Origin of the sequence: Campylobacter hyointestinalis subsp. lawsonii (assembly GCF_013372165.1) — a bacterium.
GTDB classification, from domain to species: domain Bacteria; phylum Campylobacterota; class Campylobacteria; order Campylobacterales; family Campylobacteraceae; genus Campylobacter; species Campylobacter lawsonii.
Map to the genome: position 1 here is coordinate 334,093 of NZ_CP053828.1, position 22,381 is coordinate 356,473.

At 34.2% G+C, this 22,381-nt stretch carries 19 protein-coding genes and 1 pseudogene; 7 read left to right on the forward strand and 13 right to left on the reverse strand.

Annotation, left to right across the window (positions count from 1 at the left end):
• Positions 1 to 14 precede the first annotated feature (14 nt).
• The 6 genes from CHLWT_RS01820 to mqnE are packed head-to-tail and all read right to left on the reverse strand — an operon-like array spanning position 15 to position 5,968.
• Positions 15 to 680 (reverse strand): pilus assembly FimT family protein, encoded by a 666-nt coding sequence (locus CHLWT_RS01820; protein ID WP_111996009.1) that lies wholly within the window; start codon positions 678 to 680, stop codon positions 15 to 17.
• A 19-nt stretch (positions 681 to 699) separates the two neighbouring features.
• Complete coding sequence (locus CHLWT_RS01825) at positions 700 to 1,902, reverse strand: hypothetical protein (protein ID WP_170253217.1); 1,203 nt, start codon at positions 1,900 to 1,902, stop codon at positions 700 to 702.
• Positions 1,883 to 3,031, reverse strand: a complete 1,149-nt coding sequence (locus tag CHLWT_RS01830; RefSeq protein ID WP_112000594.1) for an MFS transporter — start codon at positions 3,029 to 3,031, stop codon at positions 1,883 to 1,885. The genes CHLWT_RS01825 and CHLWT_RS01830 overlap by 20 nt, the downstream gene beginning before the upstream one ends.
• 15 nt (positions 3,032 to 3,046) lie before the next feature.
• Positions 3,047 to 3,487: a phosphoribosyltransferase gene (locus tag CHLWT_RS01835; protein ID WP_063998660.1), complete on the reverse strand. Its 441-nt coding sequence runs from the start codon at positions 3,485 to 3,487 to the stop codon at positions 3,047 to 3,049.
• Between the two features lie 9 nt (positions 3,488 to 3,496).
• Positions 3,497 to 4,828 (reverse strand): NCS2 family permease, encoded by a 1,332-nt coding sequence (locus tag CHLWT_RS01840; protein ID WP_111970823.1) that lies wholly within the window; start codon positions 4,826 to 4,828, stop codon positions 3,497 to 3,499.
• Between the two features lie 9 nt (positions 4,829 to 4,837).
• A complete protein-coding gene (gene mqnE / locus CHLWT_RS01845; RefSeq protein ID WP_112000593.1) occupies positions 4,838 to 5,968 on the reverse strand; it encodes an aminofutalosine synthase MqnE in 1,131 nt (376 codons plus the stop codon).
• Between the two features lie 112 nt (positions 5,969 to 6,080).
• Between mqnE and CHLWT_RS01850 the strand changes: the two genes are divergently transcribed.
• The 5 genes and pseudogenes from CHLWT_RS01850 (at position 6,081) to CHLWT_RS01865 (ending at position 12,242) form a co-directional block, all read left to right on the forward strand.
• On the forward strand, positions 6,081 to 8,624 hold the full coding sequence (locus tag CHLWT_RS01850; protein WP_170253218.1) for a [protein-PII] uridylyltransferase family protein: 2,544 nt from the start codon (positions 6,081 to 6,083) through the stop codon (positions 8,622 to 8,624).
• Positions 8,612 to 10,429, forward strand: a complete 1,818-nt coding sequence (gene glmS, locus CHLWT_RS01855) for a glutamine--fructose-6-phosphate transaminase (isomerizing) (protein ID WP_112000591.1) — start codon at positions 8,612 to 8,614, stop codon at positions 10,427 to 10,429. The genes CHLWT_RS01850 and glmS overlap by 13 nt, the downstream gene beginning before the upstream one ends.
• Positions 10,430 to 10,603: 174 nt before the next feature.
• Positions 10,604 to 11,131, forward strand: coding sequence for a tetratricopeptide repeat protein (locus tag CHLWT_RS01860; RefSeq protein ID WP_151062170.1), 528 nt, complete (start codon positions 10,604 to 10,606; stop codon positions 11,129 to 11,131).
• A 111-nt stretch (positions 11,132 to 11,242) separates the two neighbouring features.
• Positions 11,243 to 11,323 (forward strand): annotated as a pseudogene (locus tag CHLWT_RS09655) (hypothetical protein); the annotation flags it as partial.
• Between the two features lie 67 nt (positions 11,324 to 11,390).
• Positions 11,391 to 12,242 (forward strand): cache domain-containing protein, encoded by an 852-nt coding sequence (locus tag CHLWT_RS01865; RefSeq protein WP_170253219.1) that lies wholly within the window; start codon positions 11,391 to 11,393, stop codon positions 12,240 to 12,242.
• Here the strand turns inward: CHLWT_RS01865 and CHLWT_RS09375 are convergent.
• The 5 genes from CHLWT_RS09375 to phsA form a co-directional block, all read right to left on the reverse strand.
• Positions 12,217 to 13,365: a sensor histidine kinase gene (locus CHLWT_RS09375; protein ID WP_244948784.1), complete on the reverse strand. Its 1,149-nt coding sequence runs from the start codon at positions 13,363 to 13,365 to the stop codon at positions 12,217 to 12,219. The two genes, CHLWT_RS01865 and CHLWT_RS09375, sit on opposite strands and share 26 nt — an antisense overlap.
• Complete coding sequence (locus tag CHLWT_RS01875; protein ID WP_059432046.1) at positions 13,358 to 14,017, reverse strand: response regulator transcription factor; 660 nt, start codon at positions 14,015 to 14,017, stop codon at positions 13,358 to 13,360. The genes CHLWT_RS09375 and CHLWT_RS01875 overlap by 8 nt, the downstream gene beginning before the upstream one ends.
• A 62-nt stretch (positions 14,018 to 14,079) precedes the next feature.
• On the reverse strand, positions 14,080 to 15,039 hold the full coding sequence (gene nrfD, locus CHLWT_RS01880) for an NrfD/PsrC family molybdoenzyme membrane anchor subunit (RefSeq protein WP_063998653.1): 960 nt from the start codon (positions 15,037 to 15,039) through the stop codon (positions 14,080 to 14,082).
• A complete protein-coding gene (locus CHLWT_RS01885) occupies positions 15,032 to 15,598 on the reverse strand; it encodes a 4Fe-4S dicluster domain-containing protein (protein WP_059427473.1) in 567 nt (188 codons plus the stop codon). Before CHLWT_RS01885 ends, nrfD begins: the two co-directional genes overlap by 8 nt.
• 9 nt (positions 15,599 to 15,607) lie before the next feature.
• The gene (phsA, locus tag CHLWT_RS01890; protein WP_112000589.1) at positions 15,608 to 17,884 is read right to left on the reverse strand and encodes a thiosulfate reductase PhsA; all 2,277 of its coding nucleotides are present in this window, start codon (positions 17,882 to 17,884) and stop codon (positions 15,608 to 15,610) included.
• A gap of 320 nt (positions 17,885 to 18,204) precedes the next feature.
• On the opposite strand from phsA, the gene yedE reads away from it, so the two are divergent.
• Both yedE and yedF read left to right on the forward strand, forming a co-directional pair.
• Positions 18,205 to 19,422 carry a selenium metabolism membrane protein YedE/FdhT gene (gene yedE, locus CHLWT_RS01895; protein ID WP_112000588.1) on the forward strand — a complete coding sequence of 406 codons (1,218 nt, stop codon included), beginning with the start codon at positions 18,205 to 18,207 and terminating at the stop codon, positions 19,420 to 19,422.
• Positions 19,422 to 19,661 (forward strand): sulfurtransferase-like selenium metabolism protein YedF, encoded by a 240-nt coding sequence (yedF, locus tag CHLWT_RS01900; protein ID WP_111970814.1) that lies wholly within the window; start codon positions 19,422 to 19,424, stop codon positions 19,659 to 19,661. The genes yedE and yedF overlap by 1 nt, the downstream gene beginning before the upstream one ends.
• Before the next feature lie 92 nt (positions 19,662 to 19,753).
• Here yedF and murI read toward each other — a convergent pair whose 3' ends face one another.
• Both murI and CHLWT_RS01910 read right to left on the reverse strand, forming a co-directional pair.
• Positions 19,754 to 20,515: a glutamate racemase gene (gene murI / locus CHLWT_RS01905; RefSeq protein ID WP_112000587.1), complete on the reverse strand. Its 762-nt coding sequence runs from the start codon at positions 20,513 to 20,515 to the stop codon at positions 19,754 to 19,756.
• 3 nt (positions 20,516 to 20,518) lie between these two features.
• A complete protein-coding gene (locus tag CHLWT_RS01910; RefSeq protein WP_112000586.1) occupies positions 20,519 to 22,321 on the reverse strand; it encodes a menaquinone biosynthesis decarboxylase in 1,803 nt (600 codons plus the stop codon).
• Positions 22,322 to 22,381: the final 60 nt, after the last annotated feature.

The following is a 22,381-nucleotide window of genomic DNA, read 5'->3' on the forward strand; positions in this document are numbered from 1 at the left end:
ATAACTAATTTATACTAATTACTACCGCAATCTTCTTTTATAGTAACATATCCTGTTTCTGGCTCTACATTTATAGTACAAGTTGATTTATTTTTATGAGTAAGGATTATTGTGCATTGTTTTGTTATGATATTTTGATATGGCGATTTTTGCGAAGTTGGATTGCCTTTATATGGGCGACCAAGCTCATCAAAAGACAGGGTTGTGGTACCACCTTGAACAGAACAACCATTTTTAAATTCTATTGTATCTATATTGTAAGTATCTTCTATATTTAGCTCTTTGCTAACTCTCTTATCGGTATAAGCTAATCCGCCAGAATATCCAGCCGTCATAAGTTTTGCATTATTGTTAGGATTTTTGGCTATTTCACTTATTGAATTTGTATTTCCTGTACTTTCGCCGGATTTATCTTGAAAGACCATATACGTTAGTTTATTATTTGTAAAATCCGTGTCACTAAAAAATATTCTCCACTTTGCTTTATACCAATTCGCATTTCCTGGATCGTATTTATCATCTATCATAGCTAAATGTTGGGTGTATCTGATGTGTGCGGCTATTTGATCTGCTGCTAGTCTTAAATCGTCTCTACTAAATTTTGGAGCAACAAATGCCGCCATAATACCTATAACAACAATAACTACTACTATCTCAAAAAATGTAAATGCTTTTTTCATAGGTATAAGTATATCATATTTATTTTATTTTGCAGATATAATATCTATCTATTATTTTATTAAATTTAACTATTTTTATTGCTTTATTTTCGCAGTTTTGTATTTTAAATTTACTTAGCTCGTATTCATATCCACTGCTAATACCATAAAACTTAAGCCTTAGAGCCAACTCTTTGCTCGTTTTTACAGATGAGATGCCAAATTTTTTTAGCCTATCACTAAGCTCTTTAGCCACGTCGTATTTGTATGCGAAGTGGCTTTGGGGCTTGTCTAAAAAAAGATACAAAAACGTATGAAATATAGATGCTAGTGAGCTTAAGAAAAGAGTAGATAAGATAAGAACGGCTGCTATTTTATGTTTTGTTCTAAACATAGGTAGCCTTACTCTATACGAGTTTAACATCACTTTTACGATAAGTGGCATAAATATGACACAATATGGTAAAAATAGCTCTAAACTGAGCTTTTGTCTCATAGATAATCCAAGTGCGAAAAAAAATGCAGTTATGCTGATAAACCAGAGTAAATTTTTCTCTTCTTTTATCCAAATTCTATAAGCGCTATATATAAAACATAAAAATACCAAAGGCGAAAAAACGGCAGCGAAAACAGCTAAGGCGTCTATAAAATGCCCTTTTGGCTTTCCATATGTTTCAATGCCTTGCATATAAAGCCACAGCAAGCAAAATATCACTCCGCTTATCTTGCAATTTTTATCTTTTTTATATAGTCCAAACAACAAAATGGCTATATATAAATTTATAAATGATTCACTTAAAAATAGTGTAGCTATCAGTGTAAAAACGCCTTTTAACGGCATTTTATTTTGTTCAAAAAATATAAATAAAAGCGTTAAAAATATGATAAATCCAGCCTCATTTACCACAGTTGCACTTGCAAGAACGCCAGGTAGATACATATATAAAGTAGCACATATCATTCTATCTATCTGTTTTCTAAGCATCGGTTTTGAAATTTTATAGATCAAAATAGTGTTTAAAGAGTGTATAAATAAAAAAGGCAGTCTAAGTGCGTAGTCGTTTTGTCCAAAAACTCGCGTAGAAAATGTTATCACATTGTGTAAAAATCCACTACTTTCATAGTAGATCTTAGCTTCATCGTAGCTTATACTAAGGCTAGATATACTAAAGCTAAGAAGAGCTAAATTTAAAAATACCAGTATAAACAGCAATACACGTTCGTTAGTATATAGCTTTATCATTTTTTAGTACTAAAATTGGTATAAGAGATATTATGCTTATCGCAGTTATCAAGCTTAAAAATAGCCCCCAACCGCCAAACATATATACAAATCCAGGCACGAAGCTGCCTAAAGCTCCACCTCCGTAATAAAAGCTCACATAAAGTCCATTTGATATGCCTTTGTGAGATTCTGCCATTTTGTTTATAAATCCGCTTGCTATAGAGTGTGTTAAGAAATTTCCAAGGCAGAAAAGTAGCATAGCCATAAACATTATCATAAAGCTTTCAAATCTAAAAATTTGAAGTGCCACTATAAAGATTATGATGCCGACTATTATAGCATTTATTTGTGTCCCAAAAAATGCAATTATCTTTTTTGAATTAAACGATATAAAAATGCCGATTGTATATCCAAAATACATCATACCGGTTTTACTGCCACTAAACTCTTGCCCCAAATTTGTTAGTTCAAATGGTATAAAATTTAAAATAGCCTGAAATGAGAAAAATATACCAAATATCATTATGTAAATGCTGAGATTATGCTTTATTTTTAGTATATTTAAGATATCGTTTAGCTTTGGTTTTATGAAACTTGCGCTTATTGTTTGGCTAAATTTAAATACTAAAAAAGCAGCCAAAAGCAAAAGCAAACCAACCATAAAAAAGAAAAATCGCCAACCAAATAGATCTGTAAAAAATCCGCTAAGAAATCGTCCTAAAAATCCGCCTATTGTAGTGACGCCTATATACGCTCCTATCGCGCTTGCTACGTTTTCTTTGCTTGAAATTTGAGATATATAGCTCATTATCCCAGTAAGTACGGCAGGGACGATAAGCCCTTGAAATCCGCGTATATTTAAAAGCCAAAAATATGAATCCGCAAAGCTAAATACTATCTCACTTATCCCAAGTAGTAAAAATGCTACTATGAGTAGTTTTTTGATCTCTATTTTTTCTAGTAGATAGCCATAAATTATACTTGCAAATGCTAGGGGCGTCATTATGGCTGTGGTAAATAATGTCGCCTCTGTCCTTGTAATACCTAGCTCACTTTCAAATAATGGAGCTATGGGTTGAGTTGCGTAAAGCACGCAAAGAGTAAGTCCTGTGCAAAAATACATAACCAAAAGCTCTATTTTATTCATTTTATTTTCCTAAATTTAGTCTATTCTTTCCCAAAAAAACTCTATCCAGTCATAAGCTTCGCTAACGCTGTATTCTGGTAAAAGAAGAGCCTTTGACTTATAAAAGATAGTAGCGATCCTAAGCTCTAAATCAGGATATCTTTTCATAATTTCTTTTTTTATGGCAACTATACTTTCGCCGCTATCTATCATATCATCTACTAGTAAAACTTTTTTAAATTTACTAAGATCTGGAATATTAAAAATATTTATCGTATCTAGCTTTTTTGTATCTTCGTAATGGATCGAGTTTAAGCTAAAGCAATTTCTATTATTTAGTCTCATACTAATGGCGTGAGCTAAGCTCAGCCCACCCCTAGCTACTGCTAAAATGACTTCTGGATCAAAGTCTTTTTGAATTTTAGCAGATAAAATCTTAACATCTTTTGCAAAAGATGCGTAACTATAAAATACCATTTTAATTCCTTAATTTATGCCTAAAAGCTGTCCAAAAAGCTCAGGTGCAGATATGACTAAAAATGCTAATAAACTTATAATAGTTAAGATTATTATGCCTGAGTTTATATCTTCCCATTTTCTCAAAACCAACTTAACGATAAAGTATGAAATAAATCCTATGCTAAGTCCGACTGTTATAGAGTAAGTAAGTGGCATAAAGATAACTGTTAAAAACGTAGAAACACAGATCGCAGGATCGCTGTAATTTATCTTGCCAAGCTCACTAAACATAAGCACACCAACCATAACTAGTATAGGATATATTGCATTTGACGGGATTGAGTTAAATAACGGAAGTAAAAATAGCGTAAGTATAAAAAATATCCCTGTAAATATAGCCGTAAGCCCTGTGCGACCACCTGCTTCTACCCCACTAGCACTTTCAGCAAAAGCAGTTATAGTGCTAGTTCCTACCATAGATCCTACAACGCTAGTTATGGCATCGCTTTCTAAATTCTTTGTTAGTTTGTGAGTCCCTTCTTCGTTATTTTCGTCAAATAAATTTGCTCTATTGCAAACTCCAGTTAGAGTTCCAATAGAATCAAAAAGGTGAGTAACAAAAAATGTGATGATAGCAGGAAGTAAAGCAAGCTTTAATGCCCCCATAATATCAAGTTCCATAAATATAGGCGACAAAGATGCAGGTGCTGAGAAAAACTCGCTAGGAGCAGGATACACTCCAAAAATCCATGCGATAACTGAAGTCGCTGCTACAGCTAAGATAAATCCGCCTTTTAAATTTAAAGACCAAAACGCCACTATAATGATAAGCCCTAAAGCTCCTATAAAGACTTTAGGATCTGATATATTTCCTATGCTAACAAGGGTTGCTTGATTGTATGTTATTAGCCCCATTTGTTTAAGCCCTACAAAGCAGATAAACGCTCCTATACCAGCACTTATCGCACGTCTAAGATCTATAGGTATATTTTTTATTATCCATATACGGAAATTTGTAAAACTAAGCACTACAAAGATGATAGCACTGATACAAACAACACCAAGAGCCGTTTGCCAAGGTATCTTCATACCTATAACAAGTCCATAAGTGAAGTACGCATTTAGCCCCATACCTACACTAAGAGCTACTGGCGTATTTGCCCAAAAACCATTAAATATGCACGAGATTATGGTTATAACAGCAGTAGCGGTGAGTATGGCATCTTTTGGCATTCCTGCGTCGCTCATAATGAGCATATTTACAGGGACTATATACATCATTGCTAAAAATGTGGTAAGTCCTGCGTTGAATTCATTTTTTACAGAAGTGTTATTTTCTTTTAATTTGAAAAAATTCACGCCTTCTCCTTAATTATAAATTTTGATTTCATTATATAAACTATCTCTTTGTACCGGGATAAGACCGCTAGTTTGGATAAGTTCTATAAAGTCGCTTTTGCTTTGTCCGTTTTTACTCTTTGCTCCAGCGCTACTTTGTATGCTTTCGTTTTCTATGGTTCCATCTAGATCATTAGCTCCAAATTCTTGAGCTATGAGAGCTAAATTTAAAGTAGAAGTCGCCCAGTAAGCTTTTATATGTGGGATATTGTCTAAAAGCAGTCTTGAGATTGCTATCGTTTTTAGAATTTCAACTGAGCCTAAAATCCCATCTATTTTTAGATAGTTATTATCTCTTTGATACACCAAAGGTATAAAAGCATTAAATCCGCCTTTTAGCTCATTTTTACCCAGACTTGCTCCTTGCTTTATATTTGCATCACCTTGATTATTTTGTAAAGAAATATCTTGCAAATTTCTTATACGCAACATATGATCTATCCTATGGCTGCGATCTTCTATATGCCCAAAAAGCATCGTAGCGTTGCTAAAGCGTCCTTTTTTATGCCAAAGCTCGTGGATTTTTAGCCAGTTTTCGCTGCTTACTTTTCCTTTGCAAATTTTTTCTCTGATGCTCTCATCAAATATCTCAGCTCCGCCACCTGGCATACTATCTACGCCGTAATTTATCATCAAGTCTATCGTCTGCTCATAGCTTAGAGCGTGTTTTCTTTTTAGATAGTCTATCTCTGCTGCGGTCATTGCTTTGATATGTAAAAATGGATATTTTTGTTTTATCATTTTAAAGATTTCAAGATACCACTGCGGGGTAACAAAAGGATTATGAGCTGATACTATGTGTATCTCTTTTGTCCCATTTTTTACGGTATCATCTACTATTTTCATTATTTCTTCGTGACTCATCGTGTAGGCGTTGTCGTTTTTACGATGAGCCGAGAATGCACAAAATTTGCAGGTATCAGCACATAAATTTGTAGGGTTTATGTGTCTGTTTATATTGAAATATACTTTGTTTGAATGTAGTTTTTGACGCACTTTATTTGCATATTTGCCTAGCGTAAAGAGATCTAGATCATATAGGGCTAATCCATCATCATATCCTAGCCTTTGACCATTTTCTAATTTATCTATCAAGCTCATTTTAGCACAACCACCATTTTAAAAAATTTGAAAAAACAATTATATGCTAATGCCACTTAAAAAAGCTTTTTTTTTGAATTTTTTTGATAATATTTTGCTAAAGGAAATAGGTATGAGTAGAATAGGCGATATCAAAAGTTTAAAGCATAAAAACGAAGATGAAATGCTAGAGTTTTGCAAAGATGGTGTTTTAAAATGCAAAAAATCTCTTAAGCATCAGTTTAGCAAACTAGCTGGAAAGAGCTTTGGAGCGTATCAAAGTAAAGAGATAGATAAATTTATAAAACATGCATTTTTGGCTGTAAAATTAAAGTATTTTGGTGAGTTTGATCCTGATGATGATAAAATCCCATTGTCTGTTATAGCGCTTGGGAGTTATGCCTTAAGCGAAATGAGCGTAAAAAGTAGCATAGATCTTTTAATTTCTTATAAAAATATCCCTGGATACAATATCAAAGAGATAGTAGATCATTACGCTATTTTTTTGAAAAATATAAATTTAGATATAAATTGTCTAGTTTTTGAAGTAGGCGAGATATTTGATAAGGTTAAAGATGATATAGAGTTAAAAACTATGTTCTATCAAATCAGATATATCTGCGCTTCAAAGCAACTATATAAGCTAAGTAGAGACGAGGTTGATAAGCTAAAAAACTACAAAAAAGATGAATTTATAAAATGGCATTTATATAAATTGATGCCTTATGATACTATAGCGCCACTTAGTCAAAAACCAGATATCAAAAATGGTTATGGTGGATTTTATGATTATAAGAGAATTTACTGGCTTTTAAATGGACTAGATAAAAATAGCCCTAAATTTCATGCTTTAAGAGTTATGAGCGAAAAGGAACTTAGTGAATTAAATTTAAGTGTTGATTTTATCAGTTCGCTCAGATCTGCTTTACAGATCAGTGGTGGCCTAGACGAACTAAAGAGCGAGTATCTAAGTAGCGTGGCTTGTGTGATGCAAATAAAAGAAAAAAAGATGCTTGAACCAGAAGTTTTACTTGCAATTAAAACGCTCTTTAGTATGCATACGATAGGTATTTATAGCAGATATTTGGCTAAATCTTTGTTTCCTGCTTTTTTTAAAAGCGATCTAAGCTTTAAAGATAAAAAATTTTGTAGGTTAAAATCAGGACTATATAATATCTCAAATACCATTTATGTTCCGCTTAAAAAAAAGCCAAAGCAAATTTATGATATCATCAAAGATCTAAACTCTTTACCAGATGTTCCGCTTAAATTTGATATAACGACTATATTTTATCTCAAAAAAACGATTATCAAAAAAGATAGTATAGACGCAAATCTTATGGCATTTAAGAAGATATTTAGCAGGGATAATAGCTCACAGATTTTAAAAGCGCTTTTAGACTCAGAACTTCTATTTTTGTTTATGAAACCTATGGAGCATACTAGACATTTAGCTGCGATAGATGGATATCATAGCTATAGCGTTGATGAGTATAGTTTGCTTTGCGTTAATGTTCTTGAAAATATCAAAGATAAATTTATAAAAAGCTTATATGACGAGCTTTGTCCTACTGGAAAAACCCTCATTAAAATAGCTCTTCTTATGCACGATGTTGGCAAAGGGCTAGTTGGCGATCATCTTAATATGGGTGCAAATATTTTTAGAGCTTATGCAAATAAACTAGGATTTGATACAAAGGCTGTAAATTTAGGCGTAAATTTGATAAAAAATCACACTCTTATGAATAACGTCGCAAATAGAGAAGATATCTATAATCAACAAGTTATTTTAAATTTCATATCATATATAGGCGATGCTCAGTCTTTAAAGCTACTTTATGTGATAACTTATTGTATGAATAACGCAACAAGCGATGGTTTTTACAACTCATACACGGCAAAACTTTTAAGAGAGCTTTATGAGATCGGTATAAAAAGCTTTGAAAATAGTGATGAAAATTTACTAGATGAAGCTGCGCGTCGTGTCAAAAAAGAGAATGCTATCAAAAAATGTAAAGATTTCTTAGAGCTTAGTAAAGACGAGCAAAATATGATATTTGATATAGGATCAAATTTAATGTTTATAAAATACCCGCCAAGCGAGATAGTTCGTATAGCTTTATGGGCAAATGCAAGTCCAAATATATCTATAAATATACAAAACAAAGATAGTTTTTGCGTGGAGATCATCACTAAGCGTGGCTGGAATATCACTATGGTGCTTGGCAAATTGTCTGATTTAGATCTTGGGTATATGGAAATTTTTGAACTATTTGATAATAAAGTTTTTATAAAATTAGAGTATAATAACGTCGCTTCAAAAGAGCAGATGAAAAATATGGAGACTATGATAATAGGAGCACTTTGCGACAAGCAAAAAGCTAAAACAGCTAAGCCAATTATCTATGAAAATGAGATTAGCTTAGATAAAAATCATAGCAAAATTTATGCTAAAATAAACATAAACGCTAAAGACCAAAGAGGGCTTATGGCGTATGTTCTTAGCATTTTTGAAAAATTTGATATAAAAGTTGCAAATGTGAGAGCTCAAACGATAAAAAACCGAACTAGAAATTTGTTTTTGATACAAAAAGATGATAATTTAGACAAAAACTACGAAGATATTTTAAATTTAATAGTTACAAGAAATAAAAAGGACGAAAAATGTGCGGAATAGTAGGCTATATAGGTGATAAAGAAAAAAAATCCATAATAATAAGCGGACTAAAAGAGCTTGAATATAGAGGATATGATAGTGCTGGAGTGGCTATTATGGATAGCAAATGTTGCAATGATATCAACTATTTTAAATCGGTTGGAAAATTAGAAAATTTGGCAAATAAAATGGAGGGTTTTACAAGTGAGGGTCTAGGCGTAGCCATAGGTCATACTAGGTGGGCTACTCACGGTAAGCCTACTGAGATAAACGCTCATCCGCATCTTGGTGAGTATAGCTTTGTCATACACAATGGTATAATCGAAAATTATAAAGAGCTAAAAGATGAGCTAGAGGCAAAGGGTGTTAAATTTGTAAGTCAAACCGATACCGAAGTCATCGTTCATCTTTTTGAATACTATAATAAAACTGAGAAAACTCCATTTGATGCCTATAAAAAGACTATTTCAAGGCTAAGGGGAGCTTATGCGACTTTGCTAATCACAAAAGCGTGTGAAGGCGAGATATTTTTTGCTAAAAATGCAGCGCCTCTTATCATAGCTAAAAACGGCGATGAGATATATTTTTCAAGCTCAGATGCACCTCTTATCGGTCTTGCAAAAGACGCTATGTATCTTGAAGATGGTAGTTTTGGTGTAGCAAAACTAGGCGAGATAAAGCTTTTTGATAAAGAAGAAAACGAGCTAAGTCTTAGTTTTTCACCACTTCCAAAAGATAAAGGTTACGCTAGAAAAGATGGTTTTAGATTTTTTATGGAAAAAGAAATTTATGAACAAAGCCAAGTTATCGCAGAATGTTTAATGGGTAGGATCAAAGATGATGATATAAACTTAGACATAAAGGAAGATCTATTTGATGAGATAGATGAGATACTTCTTTGTGCTTGTGGAACTAGCTATCACGCCGCACTTAGTGCTAGTTATCTGTTTGAGAGAATTTCGAAGATAAGGGCTAAGGTCGAGATCGCAAGTGAATTTAGATATAAAGATCCACTTTTAAGCAAGAAGTCGCTTTTTATCGTTATATCTCAAAGCGGAGAGACTGCAGATACGCTTGAAGCACTTAAGATAGCTAAAAATGCGGGGCTTAAAACTATGGCGATTTGCAATGTAGATAACTCAAGTATAGTCAGACTTGCTGGTGATGTTATCTTAACTAGAGCAGGTATAGAAAAAGGGGTAGCTAGTACAAAAGCATTTGCTACTCAAGTAGTTTGCCTATGGCTCTTAGCTTTAAAACTCGCAAAACATAGAAAAGCTATAGATACAAAAACATTAGAAGCTGAGATAAAAGCACTTAGAAACATTCCTAGTATTGTGCATTTTGATACAAGCTTACAGGAGAGAATTCATCGTTTGGCTAAGCATTATTTACACGGCCATGGATTTTTCTTTATCGGTAGAGATATATTTTATCCACTTGCTCTTGAGGGGGCATTAAAACTCAAAGAGATAAGCTACCTACACGCTGAGGGCTATCCAGCTGGCGAGATGAAGCACGGCCCTATCGCTCTAGCAGATACGGGGCTTTATACTATAGCTTTACTTCCAAAAACTCTGCTTTATGAAAAGACGAAGTCAAATGTCGAAGAATTAGCCGCTAGAGATGCGTTTATAACAGCTATTAGTCCGTTACCATTTGAGCTTAGTGATGATTTTATCCAAACGAATTTGTATGAGCATCCTATGAGCGAATTTTTTGAAATGATGATAGTTTTACAGCTTTTTGCTTTGGAAATTTCAGTACGTTTAGGAAATGACGTAGATATGCCAAGAAACCTTGCAAAGAGCGTAACGGTGGAATAGGAATTTAATAAAAATTATGAAAAGGCTTATTTGGACTATTTAGCTATTTTTTAGCTTGGTTGTGGCTAAAGATTTGAATTTTAAGCCTAAATTTATTTGAGTTTTAAATTTATAATATAAGGAGATTTTATGACAAAGATTATTTGGACTATTTAGCTACTTTTTAGAGTGGTTGTGGCTAAGGACATGGATCCTAAAAAGCTAGAAAGCTCTTGCGATAATGGCGATATGGATGCTTGCTCTTCTCTTGGAAAGCTATATGATAATGGCGAAGGCGTCAAACAAAACTACCAAAAAGCTGCTGAACTCTTTAAAAAAGCTTGCAATGGTGGCGATGCAAATGGTTGCGGCGCTCTTGGCCTCTTATACGCAGAAGGCATAGGCGTCGAACAAAACGACCAAAAAGCTGCCGAGCTATTTACAAAAGCTTGTGATGGTGGAGATCTACAAGGTTGCAGATTTCTTGGCGCCTCATACGCAGATGGCACAGGCGTAAAACAAAACTACCAAAAAGCAGCTGAGCTATCTAAAAAATCTTGTGATGGTGGGTATCCAGGTGGTTGCTTAATGCTTGGCATCTTATACGCACAAGGCAAAGGTCTAAGACAAGATTACGCTATGGCTAAGGAGTATTATGGCAAGGCGTGTGATTTTGGCTTACAAGCTGGTTGTGATGGATATAAAAGATTAAATAATAGATAGCTTATAATGATCTAAGTATATATCCCACGGCTTATCTACTTAGATCTTTCTCATCAAGCCTTGAGAGAAATGGGGTGATTAAATTTATATCATTTGCTTTTATATCAAATTTTTGCTTTGGAAATTTTAGTACGTTTAGGAAATGACGTAGATATGCCAAGAAACCTTGCAAAGAGCGTTACTGTTGAGTAATAAATCGTGTTTAGGCTTTTTAAATTTAGTAAAATAGTGATAGTATCTAAAAATTTGGAAGATGAATTTGAATAAAGTTTTTAAACTTTTCTTGCTTTTTATATTTGTCTGCTTACTCATCTTATGCGGATTTTATTATAAATATCTGCAAACTCAAAAAGATCAAAATATCAAAAAATATTTTGATCTAAATGCTGAGCTTATGATAAACGCACTTGAGAATGAGCGTTTAAACGCACTTGCTATATCTATACTTCTTTCTAAAAACAGTGATATAAGAACCTGTTATGAGAGCGGAGATCATAATTATTGTATGAATAGCGCAAAGGAATTTGCTAGTATCTTAAGTCAAGTTCCTAACTATAAAAATATCCGTATCCATATGCACGATGCTAATACAAAAAGCCTTGCAAGGAGCTTTGACGAGACTAAATTTGGTGATAATCTAAGTGGGTTTAGATATATGCTAAATGACGTCAAAAAAAATATGCAGCCCATAGCCGGTATCGAAGTTGGAAGATGCGGTATGTTTATACGCGGAATTTCTCCTGTATTTTTAGATAATAAATTTGTTGGAAGTATCGAAGTATTGTTGGATTTTTCCCGTCTTGAAAATATAGCTTGGTCGCAAGGACTAAATATATTCATCCTTTTAAATAAAAGCTTTGATAGTGATTGTATAACAAATATAGATAAGAGCTTGCTAAAGAAATACTACATACTAAATCAAAATATCGCAAATATAAATTTACTTCCGAATTTACGTAGGTTTGATTTTGAAAATTTAAATTTTATGAAATCCGGACAAGATTATTTTTACTCAAAGCCTATTGTTGATATATTAAATAATAAAGTCGGTTACGTAGTGCTACACTATAGCGATAATGCCGCTTCTAGACTAGGTTTGACTGAGTATTGAGTTTGTCTATGAGCTTTTCTTTAAAAGCTGGGATTTTGTATGTAAAAGTGCTACCTTTACCAAGCACTGAGCTTACGTTATAAATGATATTATATTTATTGCATATATTAGCGACGATGTTAAGTCCTAGTCCAAATCCGCCTACAGATAGATCTTCTCTAGCATATCTTTGCCAGATCGCTTTTGTATCTTTTATCCCTTTACCATAATCCTTTACGCTAAAAACTACAAAACCGTCTTCTTTTGTCAAATATATCTCTATATCGTTACCACTTTTTGAGTATTTTATAGCGTTTGATATGTTGTTATCACTTAGTCTAGTAAGCTCTATTTCGCTCATAAATATCTCTAAATTTGGCTCTATTTTGGATATTATTTTTATATCTTTTGAGTTTGCTATAGTTGTTAAAAACCTTACTCTTTGCTCTAAAAAATATGAAAAATTTATCGGCTTTTTCGGGAAATTTTCATAAGAATGTTTTATGAAGAACTCGACATCTTCGTAAGTCATTTTTATCTGTTTTAAAGCTGATTTGATGCGATGAGTGTTTTTATTGCGAATTTCAAGCATATCTAAATTTAAGGTTGCTACGCCAAGTGGAGTTTTTAACTCGTGCATAGCGTCGTTGAAAAACGAATTCATCATCTTTTTTTGTCTTTGATGAATTTTAAGCGTGCTTTGATATATGAAATAAATCGATATAAAAACAAGTATTATAGTGCCTATAAAAATAAGTGTACTGATAAGCCCTATCTTGTACCAATTTTGCTGTTTAGCTACTACTAAAAAGTATGTTTTTTGATCTTGCAATATAGCTGTTTTATAGTATATAAAGCCATTTTGTACTAAAACTTGAAAGTTTAAGTTCGGTGGATTTTTGCTGAGTTTTGACGTGATGATGTTCTCGTTGCTATCATAAAGTGCAAATTCATATATCAAGCTATTTTGATTGTCTAAATTTGACAAATTTTTGCTTAAAACCGCGCTCTTTTTTGCAAGCATCGCTATGTCTTTGTTTTGTTCACTTTTTATGTTTAATTTGATAGTCCAAAAACCTTGCGCTATAAAAAGAAGCATCAAGATCACAGTGGCTAGAAGCGGTATTTTTACTTGATCAAACATTTATTTTATAACCAAGCCCTCTATGTGATACTATAAAATCATCGCTTGTTTTATAGCGAATATTTCGTATATGTACTCTTATACCTGCGTCATCTATATCTTTATCGTCCCAAATTTCGTATTTTATCTCGTCAATAGTTGAAAATGATCCTACTTTGCTAAGCAAAAAATCTATCAAATTTATCTCTTTTTGGCTTAAATTTATAATCGCATCGTCTTTTTTTAGCTGTTTTAATGCCGTATCGTAGTCAAATTTAGTCGCTACTTTGATGATATTTTTATCATTTTTTGCGTAATATTTTCTCATAAGCTCATTTACGCGAAATTTAAGCTCTGCTAGATTAAACGGTTTTTTTAGATACTCGTTACAGCCGAGTTCGTAACCAGTAGTGATATCTTCTATATTTGTCAAAGACGTCATTATCATTATGGGGGTTTGTAAATTTAGACTTTTTGCATATTTTATAACATCAAATCCGGAAATTTCCGGAACTTTGATGTCTAATATCAGCAAATGATATCTGTTTGCGGCTATTTTATCGCATGCTTCTACGCCATCATTTGCTGCGTCTACCACGTATCCTAAGCTTTGTAGATACTCTTTTATGCTTATTTGGTACTCAAAATCATCTTCTAAAAGTAAAATCTTCAAAGTAGTCTCCAATTTGGCGAATTAAAATATATTCGCCAAATTTTACTGAAAAATACTAAATCTCACATAAGTGCTTGTCCAGCATACACTATATAATACCTTAGCACCACGACTCCTATCAAAACTACTACTGAGTTTATGATGATATAAAGCGGCTTATAAGCATGGTTTTTAAGAGCAGTTGCGGCTATAATGACTGGGATAAAAAGCCCGATACTTACGACTCCTATCCAAAATATCTTACCGTATAGAGCGTCACTGAGTGCCATATTTGCAAACTCTGCTGATCCACCTAGATATAATCCTAAAAATAGTATTATAAGAAGCGGTATTTCAAATAAAATAGCTCTTAGATCAAGCACTAGAAGATATTTTATACTATCTTTATTTAGTGAGCCTTTGAAAAACATCATTCCGATAAGTATATTTGCTGCGATTCCACTAGAAAAACCAGATACTAAAAAGAGTATCGGCAAAATAGGAGTGTTCCATAGCGGAATTTTTTCTATAGCGCCAAGCAAAAATCCAGTATACATAGCAACGCATATAGCTAAGAAAAAAAGTATATATTCGATATTTTTTGATATTTTTGCAAAAGAACGGATAAATTTAGTAAGAGGTCTTAGAAAAGCTAAAAACTTCCATTCGTTTATCTCTTTTTCAAATATCATCATTGTAAATAAAAATGCAAACGGAGTATAAAGTAAAAGACAGATAACACCTATACTCATCACTGATTTTATATTGTAAGCTATCAAAAGCCAGTAAAAGCTTAGCGGTTTGCCAAGATCGATTATCAAAAGTCCGAGTCCAAGGCATATCGCGATAGGTCCTATTAAGGCTCCTGCTTTTACCATTGCGTCCCAGATAGAGTTTGTATTGTCTTCGTGTTTATTCCATTTGACAAGCAAGGAAACTATGATGCTTCCAGCACTTAGTCCAGCTAAAAAAAGATAAACCGCGATCGGCCACGGCCAGTAGATCGTCTCGTATTGCGCGATGCTTCCCCACATATTATTCATAGCGTCCTCCTTTTGTGTTTTTTATAAATCCAAGGCTAGGTTTTGTATTTAAATGAGCTTTTGGATACTGGACATTTTTTCTAGCTATGAGTTTGCTAACTTCACTTTCTTCGTCTCTTGCATCTCCAAATACAAGTGCGTCTGTTGGACAGACGGTTACACAGGCTGGCTTTTTGCCCTCCATTAGTCTGTTTTCATAGCAAAACGTACATTTGCCTATGGCTTTTGTGATAGGATCTACAAATCTTGCGTCATAAGGACAGGCTAAAATGCAGTATTTACAGCTAACACAAAGTCGCTCATCTATGAGTGTTATGCCATTTTCTGTTTTAAAACTAGCTCCTGTAGGACATACGCTCACGCACGGGCTATCTTCGCACATCACACAGCTTTGTCTTACAAAGTCTGTTTTGAGTTTTGGAAAAACGCCGCTCATATTTGCTCTAACTTGAAGTCTAAAAACGCCGCTAGGGACGTTATTTTCATTTCTGCATGCAACTGAGCAAGCCTGGCAGCCTATACATAAATTTTCGTCATGAACCATTACGAATTTTTTCATTTTTTACTCCTAAGCTTTGATTATATCTACGCCGACGTTTGTGACCATGGTCCCGCATATAACGCCATCATCTGGATTTAAGATAACGCTTTGGTTAGTTCCTACGCCGTTTATATTATCTAAATCTGGCGTTGCGTGACCAAATCCGTGATAGATAAACAGTGTGTCTTCTCTAATGCCCTCAGTTACCATCAAAACTGCTTTTACTTCCGCAAATTTGTTTTTCAAAATGACGTTATCACCATTTTTTAAGCCTTTGCTCCCTGCTGTTTTTGGATTTATCCATACAGGAGAATAACTCATCAGATCATTTAGTATAGGCAGACTTTGAGTATGTCCGTTTGTATGGATAGGTGTTTTTCCGCTCATCAAACAGAGCTCGTGCCCGCCATATACGTCCATATTATTTGCATTTAGGCAACCTTCTCCTGGAAATTTAGCTTCGATATTGGGTAAAAATAGTTCTATCTTGCTGCTTGGAGTTTTAAATTTGACTTGTGAGCTCATAAGCCCATCTTCATCAACAAATTTAGCGGCGTTAGGATAAGCTTCTACAAATTTTTTGACGAATTTAGCTTCTCTATAATATACTTGTGGAACTTTCCAGCTAACGTATCCGTTTTTTATGAGATCTGCTACTAATTTGTCGTTTCCTTTTGCTTGAGCCATTCTGTATTCGCTTATGTTGTTCCAAGTATAGTCTTTGTCTATTTTCATAATGCGAGCCAACTCTCTAAATATCTCGTAGCCGCTTTTTGTACCTGCTATTGGCTCTACTGCTTTATTTCTCATATAATATCCAGGAGCTGTGCCGGATTTATTTTGTATGCTCTCATCTCTTTCTAGATACGTAGCTTCAGGCAAAACGACGTCTGCTAAATTTGAAAAATCGTTTAGATATATATCTATAGAAACGACAAAATCTAGCTCATTTATAGCTTTTATCGTTTCGTTTGTACCAGCTACGTTTATGAGATGATTAAATCTCGTATTTACCCAACCTTTTACCGGATATGGTTTTTGAGATAAGATCGCAGGAGTTATGTCCATCAAAACACCGTGTTTTCGTGAGATAAACTCGTGCTTATGACCTTCCTCGCCACAACCATCTATCCTTTGTCCTTTTGGTATTTTAAATCCAGCATCTGGATTTGCTAATGTAGGAAATAGCTCTTCTCCGCAGAGTTTATTAAATGTTTTTGCGTCTTTTGAGAAGTAAATTCCGCCACGTTTTTCGAAATTTCCCATTAGTGCGTTTGCTATAGCAATGGCTCTTGTTCTTTGGTATTCGGCTCTTGTAGTCGTGGTTTTGTGTCCCCAGTCGATTATGACTTGTGGTGCTTTTTGCCAAATTTCATCGGCTATTCTTTCGACGTCTTTTGCTTTTATACCAGTTATATTTTCTTGCCATTTAGGAGAAGTTTGCTTGACTGATTTTGCTACTTCTTCAAAGCCTATTGTGTATTTATCTATAAAATCTTTATCGTATTTAGAGTCTCTTATCCATACGTGGATGAGCGCCATTAAGAATGCTAGATCGGTTCCTGGTTTTACTGGTAACCATTCGTCCGCTTTAGAAGCCATCACGCTAAATCTAGGCTCCAAAACTAGTAGTTTAGTATCTTCTCTATTTGCAAATTTTGCGACTTTTTTCGTGTCTGAGATCACTAAACCCTCAAAAAGATTATGCCCGAAATTTACTATGTATTTTGAATTTGCAAAGTCTCTACTAAGTCCGCTTCCATAAGTATGGCTTAAGACCATATTGTATGTTATCGGGCAGCAAGACCAGTGAGAAAATATATTTGGACTGCCATAAGCACAGGCGAAATTCATCATTTGAGTATGACTTTCTCCTGATTTAGAAGTAAATACTACGCTTTGGGGACCGTATTTATCTTTTATCTCGCCAAGCTTTTTAGCGCATAAGTTCAAAGCTTCGTCCCATGACGCTTCTCTCCATCTGTTTTCACCTCTTTTACCGACTCTAATGAGAGGTTTTACTATACGTTTTGGGTCATAAAGTTGATTTACTCCAGCTCCGCCACGCGCGCAAACAGATGTCTTGTTGGCGCCAAATTTTGGATTGCCTTGAATGAATCTGCATTTATCATTTACTACTTCTGCTTCAATAGGACAGCGAGTAGAGCACATCTCGCATACGCTTGGAACAAATTTAGAGTTTGATTTTGAAAATGTCAAATTCGCACCTAAATTCGCCTCAAACGCTGCTAACGTTCCAACGGCGGCACTCGTTTTTAAAAATGATCTTCTAGAAATTGCCATCGCCTCTCCTTTGCTTAAAATATTATGTAATTGTAGAATTCGTGCGTAAAATTAACGTAAAACTATGATAAATTTGATATTTTGTTCATCATAGCTTTCATCTATGATGACACTTTAATCATAATAATAAGCAGATATGCGGATAAAATAAACTCGATAGTGAGATAAAAATATAGAAATTTAGTCCAAACTAAGGCTAAATTTACATCCTTTGCTTTCATATCAAATTTAATTATTTAAGTAATATTAAATTTATTTTTTATTACAATTACAACCTTAAAGTTGTCAGTTTGGCAAATAACAAATTTAAAGGTTAATCGATGATTTCTGCGTTAAATCAATTCAAACAAAAATATCTTGTGTATTTTTGGGACACTGCAAAGTCTATGATAGCACTTGGCATCATAGCTTCTATTTACTTTGGGTTTTTTGGTACTGGTTGGCAAGTAACTGGTGAGATGACGCGCTGGGGCGGCGAGTTTTTGGAGCTTTTTGGGCTTGATACTAGCAAATACAGCTATTATAAAATGACAAATCTCTCGGGCAGTCCGCTTACTCGCTATGAAGGGCTTGTGCTTATAGGTATGTTTATTGGCGCGTTGGTGGCGGCTCTTTTTGCAAATAAGGTTAAATTCCGCCTGCCAGCTAGCCGCATACGCATCTTTCAAGCTATAGTTGGAGGTCTTCTTTCAGGTTTTGGTGCTAGACTTGCTTTTGGTTGTAATTTGCTTGATTTTTTCACCGGACTTCCGTATTTTTCTTTGCATACTTGGGAATTTGCTGTGTTTATGGTGCTTGGTATTTGGTGTGCCACAAAGGTCGGTAAGCTAAAAATTTTTATGCCAAAAGCTACTCTTGAAAAGTGTGGTATAAATGGTAAAGGCATCGAGCATGACAAAGGACGCGCAAAACGCCATTTTAGATATGGCGTGGTGGTTTTGATTGCCACGCTTGTTTGGCTTGTTTATCTTTTTATCGTTACAGAGCCGTTTAAATTAGGCGTAAAATCTAGCTTTTTGCCGCTTGGGCTTATTTTTGGGCTTATTTTTGGTTTTGTTATATCGCGTGGTCAAGTATGCTTTACATCATGCTTTCGCGATTTGTTTTTGTTTGGTCGTGATAATGCCGCAAAGGGAGCATTTTATGGCATGCTTATTGCGACATTTATAATTTTTGTGCTTATGCTAAATGGCTACTCGGCTTTTGTTAGGAGTTTCTCTGTCGCTGTGGCTTTGGGTGCGTTTTTATTTGGTTTTGGTATCGTGTTTGCAGGAGGTTGCGAATGCGGATGGACTTATAGGGCAGCTGAGGGACAGATGCATTTTATGATAGTTGGCGTATCAAATTTCGCCGGAACTGCTATTTTAGCGATTATTTACGACCAAATTCCAGATTGGATCAAATCTGGTCCGAAGATTCAATTTTTAAATGAGTTTGGTGCTTTGCCAGGACTTACATTAAATGTTGGACTTTTATTGCTTTGCGTTGCGCTGATTTTTGCTTATAAAAAACGATTTTTTGCCAAAGGAGGCTACTAATGAAAGCTAATTATGAAATAACTTATAGCCTTGATATCCAAGGCGAGGCTTGTCCTATGCCAGCCATTGCTACCTTAGAGGCATTGCCACAGCTAAAAAAGGGCGAGGTTTTAGAGGTGCTTTGTGATTGCCCTCAAGCGATAAACTCTATCCCCGTTGATGCAAAAAACCGCGGTTTTGAGGTTTTAGCCATAGAACAAGATGGCCCAACTCTTAGATTTATCATAAGAAAACCATAAATCAATATGAATAAATTTGGGTTAGTTTTAGCCCAAATTTTTAAATTTATAAGTGTAGTTTTTTGCTATTTTTGCATATTTGTAATGCAAATTTAGTTTATTTCTCTCATTATATCAAGTCTTTTTAGATAAGGTTCTATCTCTTTTATGTCTAAATTTTTCGTTGAAGATATGTATCTTATAGAGTTTTTATCGCCAAATTTGCTAATTCCTCCTAGTCTGCGTATCATTTGATTTATCGTACCATTTATGCCGTCTATTATGCCGATTTTATCTGGTAAAATAGCTCTAAAACTATCTTTAAAATAGTTAAAATGAGTGCATCCAAGCACTAGTAAATCTATGTTTGATAAATCAAATTTGTATATTTCATCTTTTAAATATTTCAAAATCTCTTCACTATTAAATTCCATATTTTGGGCAAATTCTACGAGTTTTGGCAAGGCTAAGAGATGCGTTTTGCTTTCTAAATTTACTTTATGGATTAGGTCTGATAATTTATTTCCGTTTATGGTAGCGGGCGTAGCTACTACAAGTATGTCACCACCGGCGTTTGCTCCTAGTTTTATAGCAGGTTCCATTCCTATTATAGGCACTGAAAAACTACTTCTAAGCTCAGTTATAGCAGCACTTGTAGCTGTATTGCAAGCTATGACTATCATATCTATATTAAATTTAGTCAAAAACATAGTGCAGTTTAAACAAAGGCGGATTATCTCATCTTTGCTTTTTGTGCCATAAGGTGCATTTTCGTTATCGGCAAAATATATAAATTCTACGCCACTAAAGCGCTTCAAAGCTTCATTTAAAAGGCTAAGACCACCAAAGCCCGAGTCAAAAATCGCTATTTTCATCATCTATCCAAATATCTCAAATTTTTCAAACAGCTCTTCATCGCGTTCTAAAACGCCTTTTTTGATAAGATTTTCTATGACTTCTCTTGAACAGTTCGTCTCTTTTGGCCATTCGCGAGTGTATCCATCAAGCTCAAATTTGCTAGTAGCTTCTATGCAAACAAGCTCGTTTCGTATGAAAATATCGCGCTTTGCATCTATATTGTTTGTTATTCTCCAAACAAGCATATATAGATTTTCAAGCCTTGAGCTAATATCTACAAAAATCAGTATTTTAAAGTGTTCATCAAATGGTTTAAGCTCATCAAATACCTGTTTTACTAGCCTATCTTTATCAAATTTAATAAAACAAATAGGGTTTTTCGTATCTAAAAAATACTGCTTTAACTCTAAAATATTTTTATTTATACTTTTAAATTTAACTAGCAACTCATCATCGCTTATTAAATTTGGTGCGCTTGATGAGTTATCATTACTTGCGTCGATACCTAGTTTGCCACCAAAACAAGCATTTGAACTAGCGTGGTCAAGCTGGTCGCAAATACCACTAGTTATCAGCATACTTTGTGGTGAAAAACGGTTTAAAATATATTTAGTAAGATTTTCGTAGTCATCAAGACGAGGCGCGTTTGATGGCACAAAAATGGCGTGTTTTACAAAACTCATCTGTCCAACTCCCCAAAACGCGTGCATAAGCTGCGTAGCGTGAGCTGGATAAAGCGCATTAAATTTAGCTAAAATCAGATTATGAAAAACCCCATTTTCAGGCATTTTATAATCGATCAAATCAGGCACACTAGTCTGTAAAAGTGGCAAAAATATCCGCTCAGTTGCATATCCCATAAATTTATCTTCAAGTGGCGGTTTTCCGACGACTGTTGCGTGAAAGATAGGATTTTTCTTATGAGTTATTTTTGTAACTTCCATAACCGGAAATGGTTCTACTGGCGTGTAAAATCCTGTATGGTCGCCAAATTTTCCTTCGTCTTTTAGTCTATTTGTATCTACAAATCCCTCTATAACATAGTCTGCGTCATATGGAATAAAAATATCGTTTGTGAGAGATTTAACTAGTTTTGCCGGAGTTTTTCTGATGAATCCATAAAGCATCAGCTCAAAAATATTTTTTGGAAGTGGAGCTTGACCACACCATATATATAGCGGATCGCCCCCAATCGCTACGCTTACTGGCATTTTAATACCCGCTTTTTTATATTTATGAAAGAAATGAGCAGCGTCTTTGTGAATTTGCCAGTGCATTCCAAGCTCGTTTTTGCTATGGACTTGCAAGCGGTACATACCTAAATTTTGCGTATTTGAGTCTAGATCTTTTGTATAAACTTGACCCATCGTGACAAACGCTCCGCCATCTTCTTCCCAAGTTTTAAGTATCGGCAGATCATATAAATTTGGCTCTTTAAATTCGCACTCTTGAGAAACGCCTTTAGTTTTTAAACGTTTTGGAAATACCGATCTTAAGCTTAAAAGATAGGTGAAAAAATCTATTTTTTCTTTAAATGTAGAAGGTTTCGTCGGTTTTAGTAGTTTTTCTATCTCTTTTGCTATTTCGTTGCTATCTTTTTTAAGTATTAAATTTAAAGCTTTAAAGCTTCCAAAAGTATTTGTTAAAACAGGGGCAAATTTTTTTCCGTTTTTATCAGTAGGATTTGTGAAAAGTAGAGCTTTTGAGTTATTTTTTTTAACTTCTACATAGCTTAGATGAGCTATCTCAAGATCTATATCGCAAGGCTTGTCTATTATCTTTAAAAGACCATTTTTATCTAATAAATCAATATATTTTTGCATATTTTTTCCAAAATTTTATTTTGGATAATATCAAAAAAGAAATTTGAACTAGTTTAAATC